Origin of the sequence: Moraxella canis (assembly GCF_034424565.1) — a bacterium.
Classification (GTDB): Bacteria; Pseudomonadota; Gammaproteobacteria; order Pseudomonadales; family Moraxellaceae; genus Moraxella; species Moraxella canis.
On record NZ_CP139961.1, the window covers coordinates 451907 to 471505 of the forward strand.

A 19599-nucleotide genomic window follows, 5' to 3' on the forward strand; every position below is an offset into this window, starting at 1 on the left:
TAACCGATGATAATACAGGCACCACCGCCCAAGACACCGCTGATTGAAATCAGGGATCTTGTTCGTGATTTTTTGGCAGGGGAAACCTCGATACGCATTTTGCATGGTATCACCTTGAGGCTTTATCAAGGTGAGATGGTGGCTATCATTGGACAATCTGGCTCAGGCAAGTCCACTTTGATGAATATTTTAGGCTGCCTAGATCAAGCAAGTGGGGGCGAATATTTTATTTATGGTCGCTCGGTAAACGATTTAGATTCTGAAGCGCTTGCCAAATTACGCCGCGAACACTTTGGCTTTATTTTTCAGCGCTATCACCTGCTTGGCGATATCAGCGCTCAAGATAATGTCACCGTGCCTGCTATCTATGCTGGCATGGAGACCGCCAAGCGTCGGCAGCGAGCCTTAGAGCTGCTGACCGCTTTGGGCTTGGGCGATAAAGCGCATCATCGACCCAGCCAGCTGTCAGGCGGTCAGCAGCAGCGCGTGTCAATCGCTCGAGCGCTCATGAATGGCGGTGATATCATCTTAGCTGATGAGCCGACAGGCGCGCTAGACAGCGCCTCAGGCATCGATGTGATGACCATCTTACACAGGCTCAAAGAAGCAGGTCACACCATCATCATGGTGACGCACGACCCAAGCTTAGCCCAGCAAGCCGACCGCGTCATCGAACTTAAAGATGGTCAAGTGATCGATGATCACTACACATCCAATGCCGACCGCCAACGAGCCTTACATAGCAGCGCCTCTGAGCACACCCAAACTTCTGGTGCATTATTAGGCGTTTTTGATCGCCTAAAAGAAGCGTTCAAAATGTCCATATACGCATTAAAAGCCCATAAAATGCGCACCTTATTGACCATGCTTGGGATCATCATTGGCATCGCCTCTGTCGTCTCGATCGTTGGGTTAGGTCAAGGATCACAGCAAAAAATCCTAGCTGATATCAATCAACTGGGTACAAATACCATCACAGTCAATGACGGCTACCCATTTGGGGATCCAAGGCGGCGTTTTGGGTATGATAATCTCACCACCGCCGATGCAGATGCTGTCGCTGCGCAGCCCTACGCCAAAAGTGTCAGCCCTCAGGTTGACAGCTCGGTCATCGCTCGATATAAAGACATCGAAACCAATGCAAGCGTCAATGGCGTCGGTCAAAATTATCTTGAAGTCACAGGTGAAAAACTGATGCTTGGACAAGGTTTTGATGATCACCATGTCCAAAATCTCACCCAAGACATCATTTTGGATCACAACGCCTATCAAGCGTTTTTTAATGGCGAAGGCAATCCCATTGGTGAAGTCATCTTAGTGGGTAATGTGCCCGGTCAAGTCATTGGTGTTTTATCCAAAAAGAACACAAGCTTTGGTCGCCAAACCAATACCCCTCAGCTGTACATGCCCCATACCACCGTCATGCATCGGATATTGGGCACAAGCTACATTGATCGGTTTGTGGTACTCATCGATGAAGACACGCCCTCGACTGTCGCAGAAACCGCCATCAGCGACCTCATCGAAGCGCGGCATGGCACAGATGATTTTAGCATCATGAATACCGACTCAATCCGCCAAACGGTCGAGTCCACGACCAGCACGATGACCTTACTCATCTCATCAATTGCCATCATTTCCTTGGTCGTCGGCGGCATCGGTGTGATGAATATCATGCTCGTATCAGTCACAGAGCGCACGAGCGAAATTGGCGTAAGAATGGCAGTCGGCGCACGCCAAAGTGATATTTTACAGCAGTTTTTGATCGAGGCTGTCTTGGTGTGCATTCTTGGCGGCTTACTTGGCGTGGGCTTAGCCTATGCCATCGGTAGCGTGATCAATCGCTTTGGCGGCGAGAATTTTCAGGTCATCTATTCGCCTTTATCAATCGCTGCCGCCTTAGCCTGCTCGATGATGATTGGGGTGATTTTTGGGTTTTTACCCGCGCGAAATGCAGCACGCCTAAATCCTGTCGATGCTCTAAATCGCCATACTTAATATCTAAAAATAGTCGTTTGCTTAATATCTTTAACTTAATATCTTTAACTTAATATCTTTAAATAGTCGTTTTGGCTCACGCCAGACTCATCACCTAAGGCGCCATAGCGATACTAACAATGCTATGCTATACTAAAACACTCAAATCAGGCATCGTGATGAATGCTTATATGATCGTTTTTCCAAGGAGGTTATTATGAAAAACTCACTGATTGCCAGTATTTGTGCAGCGGCTGTACTGGCTGGCTGCCAAGCTACCGACACCAAAACATCCGCACCCACCACACCCAACACCAAACCTACTGAAACTCAGCGATTTGAGTGCGAAAATGGCATCAGTGTCGCAGTCAGCCCAGCAGGCACAAGCAGAAGACAGCTGACCATCATCGGTCACCAAAATGCGACCGCCATTCTCAATCACACGCCATCTGCTTCAGGCGAGCGCTATGTGAACACCGAAGGTTTCTTTGGTCACGGCGGCGAATGGCACCAAAAAGCAACCACTGCTTACTTTACATTCACCGACGCTACGGGCGCATCCATCGGTGTCTCGTGTGAAGCAATTTAGTCGGCTGACCACCCTCCCAAGCTTGTGCTTGGGATTTTTTTAGCACTCAAGGCAAAAATTGAGATTTTAGTCAAATTTTCATTTTTTTGACATTTTTTGAAAATAAACACTTGCAATCAAAAAATTTTTGCGTATAATATGCACCACGTTAGCGATATGGAATACCGTATCCGACTAGATCAATGGGTCGTTAGCTCAGTTGGTAGAGCAGTTGACTTTTAATCAATTGGTCGCAGGTTCGAATCCTGCACGACCCACCATTGATTCTAGTACTCGCTAAGGGTCGTTAGCTCAGTTGGTAGAGCAGTTGACTTTTAATCAATTGGTCGCAGGTTCGAATCCTGCACGACCCACCATCATCCCCAATAGCTCAGTCGGTAGAGCATCGGACTGTTAATCCGTGTGTCCCTGGTTCGAGCCCAGGTTGGGGAGCCATATTTTAAAAGCCCTTATTGATTTGATGTCAAATCAATAAGGGCTTTTTGTTGTTTGCCTGATTGATTCATGCATTTGAATAAAATCACCCCAAGATGATCTTAGGGTGATTTTTATTAATCAAACTCAATCAAATCAGAACTTCGTCGTCAGTCCCAAGGTCACATTACGCCCCATTTGCGGCACAAATGGTAAAAATGAGTTATGGACGTAGATTTGCTCATCAAGCAAGTTATTGGCGCGCAAAGACAGCGTATAATCCACATTTTTATACACATTATTATAATCCACGCCAAGATTGAGCAAATTATAACCTGCGGTTTTATTTTCTACCACATAACGCGGCTGCATGGTCAAAGGATTATTTTCGCTGCCATATTCGCTCACCACACAATCGCTGTCGATGCGCTCACAGCCTTCTGGGCGTCTGAATTCAGGCTTGATGGCGATGGTTGAAGTGGTCACTTTATTTTGTGAAAACACATGGCTAAACTCAGCATTGGCTGACCAGTTATCACCAAAATAACCTTGCCAGCGCAATCCTAAGCGGCTCGGTGGTACGCGCGGTGCATTGGTCGCATGGCGAGCCAAGCGGTCGTAATCTTCTTCTCCAGCGATGGTTGTGCCATTTTTATAGACATTGATGGTTGTACTACATTCATTATATTCATTAATCTGCCCCCACTCTTCAGGCGTTTTTGAGCTGCAGGTCAAATCACTGGTATCGTCATAGTCACCATATTCATCCACTGTCATCTCTTTGATGTCATCGTCAAAATACACCCATTTTCTGCCAGCGTGCATCAGTCTGCCCTTAACATCTGGCAAAGCGCCGATTTTGCCACGCACCATATCGCCAAAGAGCGTGATACTGTGATTCATATTCGGCTGATAAGTCACCTCACCTTCTAAGCCATAAAACTTAGCAGTGGTTTGATTGTAGCGGCGCATATAAAGATTGCCTTCTTTGGCGATATTTTCATTAAAAATATAATTATCAAAATCGCTATAATAAGCACTGCCTTTGTAGCTCAGTTTATCGCCTGTATGCGTCAGCCCAATCTCAAAGTTGTCTGATTTTTCTTTGGTGAGATTTTTATTGCCATGCTCAAATGAGCTGGTCGCCAAATGCCCGCCTTGATAATACAGCTCCATCGGCGATGGGATACGCTCATTATGCGAATAAGTAAACGACAAACGATACTCAGGCGTAATGTCCCACAGCGCCGTCCCTGCATAAGATGCAGCACTTTGCTTATAAGTGCTCAAATCAGGATGATCAGGCGCTTTGACTTGCGCCTTACTCAAAAAATACTCCAAAGCATGATCAAGCAAATGCTGCTCATAATCAATCGGTGTTTTTTGTTTTTCGTAGCGCGCCGCCACCTCAAAGGTCAAATTATCCAATTTAAACTGCTCAAGCCCAAATACGCTGAAACTTTTATTGGTATTAGGCACCAATAAATATGGGCGATATTGGTTGATATTTTGGCTTTGGGCTTTTTGCCACTCTTCTTCTGACTCAAAATAGCTTGGCAGATACGCTTCGCCTGCGCTGGATTTTTGATCTTGGTACTGCACACCGATCATCCCCGATAAGCGCTCGGTCGGTGTGTGATAAAACTCCAAACGGCTATTAAATCCTTTTTTGGTAAAAAGGGAGCTGGCATAGCCTCGATCTACCGTCGTCTGTCGTTCAGATGGCTTAAAATTATCTAAGGTTTGCTCGTTGCCTGCGTCTTTTTCATCATGATAATAGTCAGCATAAGTCAGACTCAATTTCACCTTATCCAAGCCTGTGATCGGCTGGCGCAGCTCGCCGCGAATATCGTAGCGATCCGTCTCCATATCGATCCAAGGCGAATGGTGCTCATGGTTCACAGGGACGCCTGTTGGATTGTGCTCACCTACATGATCTTCATGATCATGGCTACAATGTGTATGTGGATTGTCATAAATATCCTCATCTTCCATCAAATGTGGATAAATGGGCAGATAATAATTGGATTTTGAAAGATCATGCCACTTAATAAAGTGCTCACGCTTACTGTCACAGTGGATATGACCTGGAATGCCGTAGCGATCTTTACGGCGGCTATAAGATGCACCAATAAAGCCTTTGTCGCCAATATAAGACACACCCACCATACCAACGGTAGATTTATTTTCACTGCCTGGTAAATAATCTAACACTTTATCGGCTTGAAAATGTGGCACTTTATACTCATCAGCATTACGGCTCAAGCCCTCAACTCTCACCGCGATATTTTCACCGACACCAAAGGTAACGCCAGCGGTAGCGACTTTTTCGTTACTGTTTGTGTTGTATCGTAAAATCGCCTCGCCTTCCATATTTTCATGGATAATCCCTTCAGGCATACGCTCAGGAATACGACCATCAACCACATTGATCACGCCAGCAGGCGATGCAGTGCTATAAAGTAGCGTATTCGCGCCACGCACCAGCTCCACTCGCTCAGCCAAAAGCGTATCGGCTGCTACCACATGATCAGGCGACATAGAGGACACATCGATGACATCTGTGCCATTTTGTAAAATCTTCAGCCGAACGCCCTCTTGTCCGCGTACCACAGGCGCTGATGAACCGCCGCCAAAAGGATTGCTGTGTACGCCCAGCTCATTTGCCAAGGCATTACCCAGCGTGGCAGAACGGTGTTTTAGCTTATCTCTTGAGATAGTGACATCACTGGCTTTTTTGGTATTATTAAAAGCAAATCCTGAATTTTGGCTGGCTTGAGAAGTCACCAAAACTTCATCCAAAATAACGGTTGGCTCATCTGTCAACTCAGTTTGAGCCATCGCTGGTAATGAAAAAGCCGCCAATATCGCACATACAAGTGGTTTTTTTGTCATCACGCCCTCATAATATGATATAACATAACATTAAGGGCGTTATTATATAACATATACGAAAAATTACAACAATTCTTGATACCTCTTTTATGATTCAGCAATAAAAAATCCAGCCTAATGAGACTGGATTTTTGATTTAAAATAGCAATTACAATCAGATCTATACGGATTTCAAAAATTGACATCCCCCACCATCATGCTATAATCTTTTTGAAAATAAACCATCAGGATATTTATGTTACCCCCACACATTAAAAATCGCTATTCAGATCATCCACAGACCATCATGCGTCCTGTGCATTTGCGCCTATCCGAAGAAATCATTCAGCATCTTGAAGAGACCGCTCAGATGCATGGATTTAACCGCATCCAAGGTCTGATTCGCTTATACATTCGTCAAGGTCTTGACCGTGATAATTCCAATTACACGCTTGCCCATGACACGCTATTCATCGAAAAGCTGCGTAAAAAAGGCGTCAGTCAATCCATCATTGATGAAGCATTGAACGATGTCAATCAAAGATGCGATTTGGGATAAATCTTAACAACTTCCTTAAAATCGACACGAAATAAAAACGCCCACTTTCTCAGTGAGCGTTTTTATTTTTGGTTATTTTATATCCGTTTGTTCTTGATTTAGGCTAAATTTCAAGCCCTCACCCAAGCCTTTACCGACCTGCACCCCAAAACGATCAAACAGTTTGTTCATTGGATTAACATAGGTATAATCCACCGTATCCAGCTCTAGCTGTCTTTTAAGCTCACTGATACTGCCTGTTTTATCCGCTAGCCCCAGCTCAACAGCATCTGTACCCGTCCAAATCAGACCACTAAATAGCTGATTTTGTTCAGGATTGATCAATTTATCGCCACGACCTTGTTTGACAGCATTGATGAAGTTTTGGTGTGTGTTGTCTAGCATATTTTGGATATGCTGCTGCTCACTGGCGGTCATCTCACGGCTGACGCTTAGGATGTCTTTATACTCACCTGCGGTCAGTGTACGATCTTTGATGCCTACTTTTCTCATCAGCTCTTCTGCATTAAAGCCAGACATGATCACGCCGATAGAACCGACTAAGCTTGATGGGTTGACCCAAATCTCATCAGCTGCCGACGCGATATAATACGCACCTGATGCACCAACATCACCGATGATGGCGTAGAGCTTTTTGTCAGGATTTTCTTGGCGGAGCATCATAGCCATTTGCCAGACTTCATCCGACTGCACAGGAGAGCCGCCGGGTGAATTGATATTTAAGACCACTGCTTTGGCATTTTGGTTATCAAAAGCTTCCATCAAAGAGTCATTGATATTCAAAGCATTGGTATCACCATTCGCGGTAATCGCGCCAGTCACATCCACCACAGCAATGTGCGGCTCGCCTATCCCAACGCGCTCAAGTGATGAGCCGCCGCTACTACATCCAAAACCAAGCGCAACAATCACAAACATCAAATAAGCAAAAGTAAGCAATTTAAAGAAAATTGACCAACGGCGGCTTGATTTTTGTTCTTCGATACTGGCAAGCAAAGTCTTCTCAAGCAGTCGCCATTCTTCGCCCTGTCTGGGTGCACTCATGGGTGTGTCGGGTGATATTTTTTGGGGTGATTTGTCAGGATTTGGTGGCCATGCCATAATTGATACCTTATATATAAATGCTTAAACTGTAAAAATACCTTTATTGTAACTCAAAAACCACCCGAACGATAGCACGCCCGCCTGATTATTCACTATTTATCCAAGTAAAGTAATTGCGGGGCATCTAAGTTGGCTTTGGCATGACTGCCATCAGCGGCTCGTGTGGTGCTAAGCCAAACAGAGTGGTAGCCCAAAGGCGTCGCCAACTTCAGCCGCTCATCAGAAAGGCACAGCATCTCCCACAGCTGCCAAAGCAGCGGTTCACGATTGGTACTGATGATCAGCTGCGTTTGATTTGAAGTGGCGACATCAGCTCCTAAGTCAGATTCAGGCTCATCTTCCATCAAGTCCAGAGCGCTCAGTGGCAGATCTGCCAAAACTTCAATTTCGCAATGCTGCACGCGCTCATCACTGATCTCATGCCAACCTGTCAAAGCTTTTATACTGATGCCTTCAGACTGCCAATGCAACCCTGCACTGCATGGTGTGTGATGAATATTTGCCAAAGGCTCATGATTACCCGCCTGCCAAAAGCGATGTACTGGCAGCGCTTTGGCAAGCTGACCCACCACGGGCAAGAATATGCCGCTTGGGCTTTGGACGATGATACCATCGATGCCATGCTGTGCCATGCCCAGTCGATACAGCTGATCTGTCAGCGTCTGAGTGTGATTCGCCCTCAGGGTTTTAGCGCCCAAATCATTTAAGATGAGCCAGTGTTTTTGTTGATGATCATTGTGATAGATCAGCAGTGCTTGACTGATATTGGGCGTATCACTTGGCAAAATGATCAGCTCAAAACGTGGTGTCTGCTTGGGCAGCGCCAAAAATATCATCGCCGCCACAGGCAGTATGATCAGCACCCTAGGCAAGACATTTGGCAGTATCCATAAGCCCACGACCATAAAACTGAGCAAAAATCCCGCCATTCCAAAAGGCGCATACAGCCAAGCACCCAAACCACCAATTTGGCTACTAAGTCCAAAATATAAAGCATCATGCAACCAATAAAGCACAGCAGAAGATGCGCCCCATAGTATCTGTGATAGCTCTGGTAAAATCCCAAAAACCGCGCCAGCAATTAAATTGATAGGCACAATTGCAAAACCAAATAGCCCAATGGCAAATAAATTCACCACCAGACCCCAGATCGACACCTTACCAAATAATAAAATAGAAACAGGCAGCATGCTAAAAAATAGCCAAAATTGCAAACGCGTCGCCTGCTTGAATTCAAGCACCCACCGCTCAAGCCGCCCCTGAGTTTGACGGGTATGATCCATCATATCAATTTTGGATGTCTCATATCGCATCAACAACAGCACCGCTATAAACGACAACCAAAAGCCCGCCTGCCATAACACATAAGGATCAAGCCAAATCATAACCAGCGCCACCCACGCCAGCACAGAGATCATGCCAGCAGGCAGGATTAAGTATCGCACCAACCAAGCTGCAATCAATAAATAAACGGTTCGCACCGCGGGCACATCAAATCCCGTAAACAGCGCATAACCCAAACTTGCCGACACCATTACCATCATGCGAATCTGCCATCTTGGCAAGTGTGTATAAATGCGTTGTGCAATTTTATCCGTCAAAAATGTCACCAGTGCCGATAAAATCACCGCCAAAAACAGCACGTGCGTCCCTGAGATGGCAAGCAAATGAGAAATACCCGCCAATTGGTACAGCTCTTTGGTGTTTTTATCAATCAAAGCGCGATCGCCTGTCATCAAACTTAGTGAGACAGCGCGTGCCTGCGCCTCCGACGCGCTAAGCTCATGCCAATCTTGGTAAAAGTGCGCTCTGAGCTGATACCGAAATCGCTCAAGACGAAAATAAAACTGCTGGAAAAAAGACTCTGCCTCAAGCGATGTGATCTCATCAACGGATAAAATATTTGCTTGAGCATGGACATGCCGAGTGCGCAGCCACTGATTGGTATCAAAACCGCTTGCCGAAGGCGTCTTATCGATCGGCGTGATCACAATTTGAGTAGCCAAACGCGTTGCAGGCTGAACTTCGGTCAGTGTGCTCAAGTCAGCTTTCGTAAAATTTGGATTGGCTGACAAAAGTACCGTCATGCCTTCCATTGCGTTTAATTTTTCTAAATCCCCTTGATTTAAACCCTCAAAAAGGTCATGATCAAATCCCCCAAAAGGATTATAAATCTTTAAATGCGAGGCGTGGCGAGTGGAAGCAGTGACGGGTTTAAGATTGTGCAACGTTGCCACTTGGCGAAATGATGTACCCAGCACCTCATCATAAACGCCATCACTGAGGGTATGAATGTGGGCGTCAGCACTGACGATGTAGCGAGCGCTTGGCGTGTGTAACTCATAAGCGACATACGCTACCAATGTACGCATGACAAATAATAAAACAACGCTGATAAGCATCCAAGCTTTGAGTAATCGGCTAAGCTTAGCTTTCCCAGATGCATCTATCAGTTGCCACACAAATAAACACAGCAGTACGCCTGCAGTGATCAGTAGCGCAAATCCCTCTGAGCCTAAAATATCAAGCCATTTTTCATTAAACCAAAACTGCTCAATACTGCCCAAGATGGCAAGTACAGCCAAGCTAACAAAGACAAATAACCAAACTGCCATAGCGCTTGTTAAGCTAATTCATCAAATGAACTGCTTAAGATTGCTTCCATGAGCGGCAGATCGTCAGGATAAGTCAGCTTGATATTCATCCGAGACGCCGGCACAATGGCGACAGGCTCTCCCATCGCTTCGCAAGCCGACGCTTCGTCTGTGATCTGCAGGCGGTTTGTGATGACAAATTCAAAAGCCGACTTTAAAACCCCGATTTTGAACGCTTGAGGCGTCAAAGCTTGCCACAAATGATCTCGGCTGACCGTATGGCTGATATGATCATCTTTGGCAAATTTTAATGTATCCACCACAGCTGCTGCCAGTATCGCCGCACTGTATTGATCACTTCGGATTTTATGAATCAATCGATCCAAATCAGCATAGGGCAAACACGGTCTTGCTGCATCATGAATGAGCACCCAATCATCATCTCGACCCCCTTCGGCACAGATTTTAGCAAGTCCATTCATCACCGATTGCCACCGTTCATCACCACCAATCGTGTAATAAACCCTCTGATTAAAAGAAGATTGAATCGCTAACATTTCATCTTGGATATAGGAATCATCATCAGCAACTACCACCGTCAGTGCGCTAAGATCAGAATGGTTTAACCGAGAAACACTGTGTGCCAAGATGCTTTTGGGACCGATTTTCAGGTATTGTTTAGGTCTGTTGGCGCCGAATCTTGATCCTGTGCCAGCAGCGACGATCAGGGGATAAATAGTTGTCTTCATAAGTCATCAAATAATAAAAATCGCCAAAGCAGATCAAACAGTTTGGCGATCAAAAAATTTTTATAAATCAGCGATCAGGCGTAGGCTCTGGGACAGAATCCACAGACTCTATGCCTTCGTCAATCTCAGGCAAGGGCTGGCGTGAATAAGTGATTGGTGCATTTGACAGCTGAATAAACGTCTCGCCAGGCTTGATTAAGCCAAGGTCTAACCGCGCATGTTCTTCAATTGCCGAAAGACCCGATTTTAGATCTTTGACATCAGCCAGCAAGATGTTGTTTTTGTAGATCTGCTCTTGATTCAAGCGATTTTGTTCGCGCAACTGAGTTTTTACAGCGGCTAAATTGGCGTGACCATAGTCGCCGTACCAGTACTGCATCTGCATCAACACTAAAATCACTGCGGCAATAGCAATGGCAATCATCAGCTTAAGCTGATTGACCATCATCTGTTTAAGTGTTTTATTCGCATTTGCCACAGTGGTTTTCCCAAGCCATTCATAAAGATTGCTGATCAGCCACGCAGACCGATAAATTCCTCACGGCCGCGATAGGCTGCGCGTACTTGCTGCTCGATGCGCAGAAGCTGATTATATTTGGCGACGCGATCAGATCGGCACAGTGAACCTGTCTTGATCTGACCTGCCGCGGTACCGACGGCTAAATCTGCAATGGTTGAATCTTCGGTTTCGCCCGAGCGATGGCTGATGACAGTGGCATAGCCATTTTGTTTAGCCAAATAGATGGCATCTAAAGTTTCGCTCAAAGTACCAATTTGGTTAAATTTGATCAAAATTGCATTGGCGATGTCTTTATCAATACCTTCTTGTAAGATCTTTGGATTGGTCACGAACAAATCATCGCCCACCAATTGAACCTTTTTGCCCAGCTGTTTGGTCAGATATGCCCAGCCTTCCCAATCGCTTTCATCCAAACCGTCTTCGATAGAGATGATTGGATATTGGTTGCATAAACTGGTTAAATAATCGCTAAAACCTTGGCTATCAAAGGCTTTATCGCCTTCCCCTGCCAAAATGTATTGACCATTTTTATAAAATTCAGATGCCGCACAATCTAGTGCCAAATAAATGTCTTGACCTGCTTTATAGCCAGCTTTATCGATGGCTTGCATGATGACTGTGATCGCCTCTTCGTTTGAGCGCAAGTTAGGCGCAAAGCCACCTTCATCACCCACCGCTGTATTTAGACCTTGTGCTTTTAGCACTGATTTGAGCGCATGGAAAATTTCAGTGCCTGCACGCAGCGCCTCTGAAAATGACGTAAATCCAACAGGCTCAATCATGAACTCTTGGATATCAACTGTATTGTCAGCGTGCGCGCCACCATTTAGAATATTCATCATTGGTACAGGCATGGTCAGTGAAGTCTGACCGCGCAGATTGGCGATGTATTGATGCAAAGGTAGCGACTGGGCGATGGCTGCCGCTTTGGCTGCTGCTAACGATACCGCCAGCATGGCATTGGCGCCCATATTGCCTTTATTTTCTGTGCCATCAAGCTCGATCAAAATATTGTCAATCTCGGTCTGCTGCGTGACATCTTTATCAAGTAGCGCGGTGCGGATTTGGCTATTGGCGTTCGCCACCGCTTTTTTGACACCTTTACCCAAATAACGAGAAGCGTCGCCATCGCGCAGCTCCAAAGCTTCGCGTGAGCCAGTCGATGCACCACTTGGTGCTGCAGCGCGTCCACAGATACCATTCGCCAAAATAACATCCGCTTCAATGGTTGGGTTGCCGCGAGAGTCTAGAATCTCTCGAGCAATGATGTCTTTAATTTCTACAACATTTTTTGTATCTTCAGCGTACATAGTAGCTCCTATCGCAATCGCTTATTAATGATAAAATTCTTTAATTATTTTGTATCTAAAGTTTCAAAGCCTTTGACCAAATCATCAAGCTGCTTAATTTGTGTCAAAAATGGCTCAAGTTGATCCAAGCGTAAGGCACTTGGACCATCGCATTTGGCTTTATCAGGATCGGGGTGGGCTTCCAAAAATAGTCCCGCCAAGCCCGTCGCCATACCTGCACGAGCAAGCGTGGTAATCTGATGGCGTCTACCACCTGCACTATCGCTACGAGCACCAGGCTCTTGAAGCGCATGTGTCACATCAAAAAACACCGGCACATTCATTGACTTCATTGTATCAAAGCCAAGCATATCGACCACCAAATTATTATAGCCGAACGCCGAACCACGCTCACAAAGGATCACTTGATCATTACCTGCTTCTAAGCATTTATTAATGATATGGCGCATCTCATGCGGTGCCAAGAACTGTGCTTTTTTGACGTTAATCACCTTACCAGTACGCGCAATGGCGCTCACCAAATCGGTCTGGCGGGACAAAAAAGCCGGCAGCTGCAATACGTCAGCTACTTTAGCAACAGGTGCGGCTTGATAAGGCTCATGCACATCAGTAATGATCGGGACATTGTAAGTTTCTTTAATATCATTCAACCAAGTCAAGCCAGTCTCAAGGCTTGGACCGCGAAAAGAATGTAAACTTGAACGATTGGCTTTATCAAAACTTGCTTTGAATACATAACCGATATCCAGTCTTTGACAAATATCGATATACTGCTCAGCAATCTCAAAAGCCAATTCACGGCTTTCAAGCACATTCATACCGCCAAATAGAACGAAAGGCTTATCATTACCAATCTCAATCCCTGATACGGTAATGGTTGATTGAGCGGCTGTCATTGGCTGTGTCATCTCAAATCCTTACAATTTTATTTATTTATCCTGCATAAATAGCAAGTTTGGTATCGTCATTATACTACCAAACTCACTCAAAAACATCATAAATAGTAAAAAGCACATCAAAGCCAATTGGTTTGATGTGCTCAATGATTAGGCTTGTTTCACATCTATCGCAGCTTTGATGAAGCTGTTAAATAGCGGGTGACCACCGCGAGGCGAGCTGGTAAACTCTGGGTGATATTGCACCGCGACAAACCAAGGATGATTGTCAATTTCAACCGACTCAACCAAATGCTGCTTGGCAGAATAGCCTGAAATTTTCATACCAGCATTTTCTAAAGGCTCGATATAGCGATTATTCATCTCATAACGATGACGATGGCGTTCGGTAATGTTATGCGCGCCATAAATCTTAGCAAGCTTAGAACCAGACACCAATTCTGCCTCTTGGGCACCCAATCGCATGGTACCGCCTAAATCGCTGTCATCAGAGCGGATCTGAAGCTCACCTTTTTCGTCGAACCATTCGGTAATCAAACCGATAATAGGATTTGCCGTTTTTCGATCAAACTCAGTAGAATTAGCCTCGATACCCAAGACATTACGCGCATACTCAATCACTGCAAGCTGCATGCCTAAGCAAATGCCCAAAAATGGCTTGTTATTTTCACGCGCGAATTGAATGGCTTTCATCTTGCCCACAGTACCGCGCTCACCAAATCCACCTGGAACCAAAATAGCGTCCACATCGGTGATCTGCTTCATCGCCTCTGGATCGGTCTCTAGCGACTCGGCGCTGACATATCGAATGCTGACTTTTGTTTTATTATGAATACCTGCATGAAGCAAAGCCTCATTGACAGACTTATAAGCATCAGGAAGTTCGACATATTTACCCACCATGGCGACCACGATCTCACCTTGAGAGTTAAATAAATCATCAACAACCTTATCCCAATCTGACAAATCCGCCTCTGGCGCGGTGATGCCAAAACGCTCACAAATCAAATCATCCAAATCTTGCTCATGGAGGCGGCGTGGAATTTGATAAATCGATTTTGCATCTTCACACAAGATAACCCCGCGCGTCTCAACATTGGTAAATAGCGCGATTTTTTGACGGTTATCTTCAGAAATTGGCTGCTCTGAACGACAAATCAGCACATCTGGCTGTAGACCAATCGAACGAAGCTCTTTGACCGAATGCTGAGTTGGTTTAGTTTTAGACTCGCCTGCCGAAGCAATATATGGCACCAAAGTCAAATGCATCAGTAAAGACTGTGTGCGACCAAGCTCAACTTGCATTTGGCGAACCGCCTCCATAAAAGGCAAGCTTTCGATATCTCCGACGGTTCCGCCAATTTCAATAATTGCAATATCATAACCTTCACCACTGGCGCGGATTTTATGCTTGATTTCATCGGTAATATGGGGAATGACTTGGACAGTACCGCCCAAATAGTCACCGCGGCGCTCTTTAGCAAGTACAGTTTGATAAATGCGTCCACTGGTAAAGTTGTTTGCTTTGCTCATTTTTGAGCGGCGTAAAAAGCGCTCATAATAACCCAAATCCAAATCCGTCTCCGCACCATCTTCTGTGACAAAGACCTCACCATGTTGAAATGGGCTCATCGTGCCGGGATCCACATTAATATAAGGATCCATCTTGGTCATGGTGACTTTAAGACCGCGAGCCTCTAACACGGCCGCAATGGAAGCCGCAGCAATGCCCTTGCCAAGTGATGACACGACACCGCCGGTTACAAAGATAAATTTAGTACTCATAGTAATATATCTGTTGCTGGTAAAATAGAATTTTACTAAAAATCATCAAAAAAATATAGGGGTTTGGGGAATAATTTTTATAAAGATAATCATTTTAAAAAAATAACCTATTTTCACTGTAAATTATGGCTAAGCTACTAAGTTGTTATTAATTAAATGTATTTACTTTTTAGCATTTTTGTGCTAATTTGGTCACGAAAAGTGGCAATCGTTTTTGCTATTTTTTTTGTGAGTGAGAAATATTTCTTATCCTACCGTGAGGTTAATAATATGAAGCAGTTATTGATTATTCGTGCAGATGGAAGCCAACTAGTTTTAGACTACTCGCAGGTTCAATCTATTGTACGTCAAAATGGTAAGCTTAACATTTTGCTTAAAGATGGCTCTATCATCAGTTTGGAGATTGGAGATCAGTTGGCCTTGGAAGCAATGCAAACTGAATCTTTGGAAACCTCCCCCCCCCAAATATTCATCGATAATGACATCAGCGATGCCGAACTGGAACAAATCCAAGCATTATTATCAGAAGTCGAAACAATCGATTACTCTGCCTATTTTCAAGCTGGAATGGGCCTGCTAGGTGTTGGCGCTATCACAGCTGCCGCGCTTCATGATAATAAATCAGAACCTAAAGCCTCAAACAAAAATTCCTCTCCTACAGATCAGCCTATAACATCTCCTATAGCAGATCCTAAGCCCAATAACCCAAAAGACACCACCGCACCTGTGCTAAGCTTGGCCAAATTGGCTGACCAAGGTGATGTGGTAAGTGGGCAAACAGAAAGTGGCGCAACGGTTGAAGTTAAGTATCAAGACAAAGTGATCGGTACAGCCAAAGCAGATGCCAAAGGTAACTACAGCGTCACCTTAGATAAAGCCTATACCAATGGCGAAGCCTTGAGTGTGACTGCCAAAGATGCCGCCAACAATGTCAGCGGCGCTCAAGCCATCCAGGCAAAAGACACCACCGCACCTGTGCTAAGCTTGGCCAAATTGGCTGACCAAGGTGATGTGGTAAGTGGGCAAACAGAAAGTGGCGCAACGGTTGAAGTTAAGTATCAAGACAAAGTGATCGGTACAGCCAAAGCAGATGCCAAAGGTAACTACAGCGTCACCTTAGATAAAGCCTATACCAATGGCGAAGCCTTGAGTGTGACTGCCAAAGATGCCGCCAACAATGTCAGCGGCGCTCAAGCCATCCAGGCAAAAGACACCACCGCACCTGTGCTAAGCTTGGCCAAATTGGCTGACCAAGGTGATGTGGTAAGTGGGCAAACAGAAAGTGGCGCAACGGTTGAAGTTAAGTATCAAGACAAAGTGATCGGTACAGCCAAAGCAGATGCCAAAGGTAACTACAGCGTCACCTTAGATAAAGCCTATACCAATGGTGAAGCCTTGAGTGTGACTGCCAAAGATGCCGCCAACAATGTCAGCGGCGCTCAAGCCATCCAGGCAAAAGACACCACCGCACCTGTGCTAAGCTTGGCCAAATTGGCTGACCAAGGTGATGTGGTAAGTGGGCAAACAGAAAGTGGCGCAACGGTTGAAGTTAAGTATCAAGACAAAGTGATCGGTACAGCCAAAGCAGATGCCAAAGGTAACTACAGCGTCACCTTAGATAAAGCCTATACCAATGGCGAAGCCTTGAGTGTGACTGCCAAAGATGCCGCCAACAATGTCAGCGGCGCTCAAGCCATCCAGGCAAAAGACACCACCGCACCTGTGCTAAGCTTGGCCAAATTGGCTGACCAAGGTGATGTGGTAAGTGGGCAAACAGAAAGTGGCGCAACGGTTGAAGTTAAGTATCAAGACAAAGTGATCGGTACAGCCAAAGCAGATGCCAAAGGTAACTACAGCGTCACCTTAGATAAAGCCTATACCAATGGCGAAGCCTTGAGTGTGACTGCCAAAGATGCCGCCAACAATGTCAGCGGCGCTCAAGCCATCCAGGCAAAAGACACCACCGCACCTGTGCTAAGCTTGGCCAAATTGGCTGACCAAGGTGATGTGGTAAGTGGGCAAACAGAAAGTGGCGCAACGGTTGAAGTTAAGTATCAAGACAAAGTGATCGGTACAGCCAAAGCAGATGCCAAAGGTAACTACAGCGTCACCTTAGATAAAGCCTATACCAATGGCGAAGCCTTGAGTGTGACTGCCAAAGATGCCGCCAACAATGTCAGCGGCGCTGCCAAAGTCTTTGCGACAGCATCACTTTCAGATTCAACTGCCAATTTTGAACTGGTTCCAGTTTTTGAAAAACAAACCAGCCATCAAGATAAGACCGTTGTTAATGCAAGTACTCGTAATAGCCTATACGACACCATTGATTTTGTCATTACAGGTAAAGATGGCTATATCACCCTGGATCTTAGCAATGAATCAAGAATCTTAAACGGATCTGTTAGCTATCAAATCATTGGTTCGGGATTATCAAGCAGCAGCTCTCGGAGTATAAGCAAAGTGGGTTCAAGTCATCATACAATTATCTTAAATGAAGACTCGTCACTTTCTGAAGGTGCTTATACCCTAATTCTTGACGCTTACTTTAGTGGCTCGAATATTTCACTAAATATCACCGAAAAAGCACCTGTAACCCAAGATGTATTTACTGGTTATGAGTCTATTAATGGTCATATATTTGCAGATACAGCCAACAAACCAGAGAGCTACCAAATCAAAGTTGGTGATCAGACACTTGTTCACTCAGCAGATCAGTCAGCACAGTCAATGACCGTTAACACCTCAGATGGCACATTGACCATCAACTCTGATGGCAGCTACCAGTACAAGTCTTTGGCTGCCAGTCCTTCGGACGCATCCAAAACCACCTTATCCATTCAAATCTTGGATATGAATGGTAAACTATTAAAGACCCATACCGCTTCGCTTGATAAAGACACCACACCACCTGAAGCAGGTACACTGACCTTGGTGGATTATGAAGATACGGGTAGCTCAGACAGCGACCGTATCAGCAGTGATAACAGTTTTGGTCTACATATCCAAGGTCATGAATTAGGTTCAACAGTCACTTACGAAAGCTCGTTGGATAACGGCGATACATGGCAGGTGATGGATGGTAATTCCGTCACAAATCTTGAAGATGGCAGCTATCTACTCCGTGCTAAAGTTTCTGATGCTTCAAGCAACATCAGTTATACAAATAGCATCGCAGTCACTGTAGATACTCAGGCACCAGATTTGTACAATGCCATCGGTACTAACTATAACCTAGATACAGGTTTAATTTCACTCACTACGGCGACAGAGTATGATTTGTCATTATATAAAACCAGCGATGGCGCACGCAGTGAGATCACTGATCTTTCTGCTGTACCATTTGAAGCAGGAACTTATGAAGCGGTCTTGACAGATATCGCAGGTAATAGTGCTACTCAAGCAATCAATATGGTTTCGCCATCCACCTATTATTCTGCAAAAGATAATGATGCGATGTATATCGTCAAAACCACAAAGGATGATTCTGAAATCATAACTGGTAATAATAATGATTTGCTCATTACTGATGGTGATATCAATTGGCAAGCTGGAGAGGGTAACAATACCCTGATCCACACAGGTAGCGACAGATATTCCAGTATATCTGTAGACGGTGGTAATGGTGATGATCACTTTACTCTCCACTCTGTCTACGGTAGTATCTATCTACAAGGTAATAATGGCGATGATCGCTTTACCCTCCACTCTGTCGGTCGCGCCTATTTATATGGCGGGGATGGTGATGATATCTATGATATCAACCCTGGAGATGCTACAAGTTTTGAAATTGATATCAACGAGTATAGCAATTGGGGTTATGATAAGCTCTACCTTCGCAATATAACACCTGATGAAGTCTCTCTTACATCCCGTAGAACAGATGTTTACCTAAACGTCACTAAAATTCAGCAAATATCTCATGAAATGATAGACTTAGAAGGAAATCCTTATACTGAAACTTATGAAAATGTCCATTCAGGTAGTATTAAGATTTCAAATCAGTTATCAAATCATTCGATTGAAAGCATTTATTTTGATGATGGTACCGTTTGGAACCAAGAATATATTCTTTCAGTCATTGGTTGATATTTGTAATCATTTAAAAAGTGCTGTGATCATTCACAGCACTTTTTATTTTGGCGATAATCCAATGTTATCATTCTGGGATATTAAGACTATGCTTCTTAAATTTTCATCATAGAGAATATATGGAGAAATGGATCATTGT

12 protein-coding genes and 3 tRNA genes are annotated in these 19599 nt (G+C 44.8%); 7 read left to right on the top strand and 8 right to left on the bottom strand.

Annotated elements, in window-relative coordinates; translation table 11 throughout:
- Window positions 1-6: 6 nt before the first annotated feature.
- From U0021_RS01935 to U0021_RS01955, 5 genes are all read left to right on the top strand, one after another.
- On the top strand, window positions 7-1998 hold the full coding sequence (locus tag U0021_RS01935; RefSeq protein ID WP_327037535.1) for a MacB family efflux pump subunit: 1992 nt from the start codon (window positions 7-9) through the stop codon (window positions 1996-1998).
- A gap of 196 nt (window positions 1999-2194) precedes the next feature.
- A complete protein-coding gene (locus tag U0021_RS01940; RefSeq protein WP_114801241.1) occupies window positions 2195-2566 on the top strand; it encodes an MliC family protein in 372 nt (123 codons plus the stop codon).
- A gap of 184 nt (window positions 2567-2750) precedes the next feature.
- Window positions 2751-2826 (top strand) — tRNA-Lys (locus U0021_RS01945).
- A gap of 20 nt (window positions 2827-2846) precedes the next feature.
- A tRNA-Lys gene (locus U0021_RS01950) sits at window positions 2847-2922 on the top strand.
- Window positions 2923-2925: 3 nt separating this feature from the next.
- A tRNA-Asn gene (locus tag U0021_RS01955) sits at window positions 2926-3001 on the top strand.
- Between the two features lie 135 nt (window positions 3002-3136).
- On the opposite strand, the gene U0021_RS01960 is transcribed toward U0021_RS01955, so the two are convergent.
- Window positions 3137-5875 (bottom strand): TonB-dependent receptor, encoded by a 2739-nt coding sequence (locus U0021_RS01960; RefSeq protein WP_114801104.1) that lies wholly within the window; start codon window positions 5873-5875, stop codon window positions 3137-3139.
- Between the two features lie 235 nt (window positions 5876-6110).
- On the opposite strand from U0021_RS01960, the gene U0021_RS01965 reads away from it, so the two are divergent.
- Window positions 6111-6413, top strand: coding sequence for a CopG family transcriptional regulator (locus U0021_RS01965; RefSeq protein ID WP_114801102.1), 303 nt, complete (start codon window positions 6111-6113; stop codon window positions 6411-6413).
- Between the two features lie 72 nt (window positions 6414-6485).
- Here U0021_RS01965 and sppA read toward each other — a convergent pair whose 3' ends face one another.
- The 7 genes from sppA to U0021_RS02000 all read right to left on the bottom strand — a co-directional run bounded on the left by sppA (window position 6486) and on the right by U0021_RS02000 (window position 15371).
- A complete protein-coding gene (gene sppA / locus U0021_RS01970) occupies window positions 6486-7514 on the bottom strand; it encodes a signal peptide peptidase SppA (protein ID WP_114801101.1) in 1029 nt (342 codons plus the stop codon).
- 95 nt (window positions 7515-7609) lie between these two features.
- Window positions 7610-10132: a ComEC/Rec2 family competence protein gene (locus tag U0021_RS01975; RefSeq protein ID WP_114801100.1), complete on the bottom strand. Its 2523-nt coding sequence runs from the start codon at window positions 10130-10132 to the stop codon at window positions 7610-7612.
- An 8-nt stretch (window positions 10133-10140) separates the two neighbouring features.
- Window positions 10141-10860, bottom strand: coding sequence for a 2-C-methyl-D-erythritol 4-phosphate cytidylyltransferase (ispD, locus tag U0021_RS01980; protein ID WP_049237478.1), 720 nt, complete (start codon window positions 10858-10860; stop codon window positions 10141-10143).
- A 67-nt stretch (window positions 10861-10927) separates the two neighbouring features.
- The gene (locus U0021_RS01985) at window positions 10928-11338 is read right to left on the bottom strand and encodes an FtsB family cell division protein (RefSeq protein ID WP_078255607.1); all 411 of its coding nucleotides are present in this window, start codon (window positions 11336-11338) and stop codon (window positions 10928-10930) included.
- Window positions 11339-11373: 35 nt separating this feature from the next.
- Entirely contained in the window at window positions 11374-12690 is a 1317-nt protein-coding gene (gene eno / locus U0021_RS01990) for a phosphopyruvate hydratase (protein WP_049237474.1), read from the bottom strand.
- A gap of 44 nt (window positions 12691-12734) precedes the next feature.
- Complete coding sequence (gene kdsA, locus U0021_RS01995) at window positions 12735-13586, bottom strand: 3-deoxy-8-phosphooctulonate synthase (protein WP_192831311.1); 852 nt, start codon at window positions 13584-13586, stop codon at window positions 12735-12737.
- A gap of 150 nt (window positions 13587-13736) precedes the next feature.
- Window positions 13737-15371: a CTP synthase gene (locus U0021_RS02000; RefSeq protein WP_114801099.1), complete on the bottom strand. Its 1635-nt coding sequence runs from the start codon at window positions 15369-15371 to the stop codon at window positions 13737-13739.
- A gap of 270 nt (window positions 15372-15641) precedes the next feature.
- On the opposite strand from U0021_RS02000, the gene U0021_RS02005 reads away from it, so the two are divergent.
- A complete protein-coding gene (locus U0021_RS02005) occupies window positions 15642-19457 on the top strand; it encodes an Ig-like domain-containing protein (RefSeq protein WP_327037536.1) in 3816 nt (1271 codons plus the stop codon).
- Window positions 19458-19599: the final 142 nt, after the last annotated feature.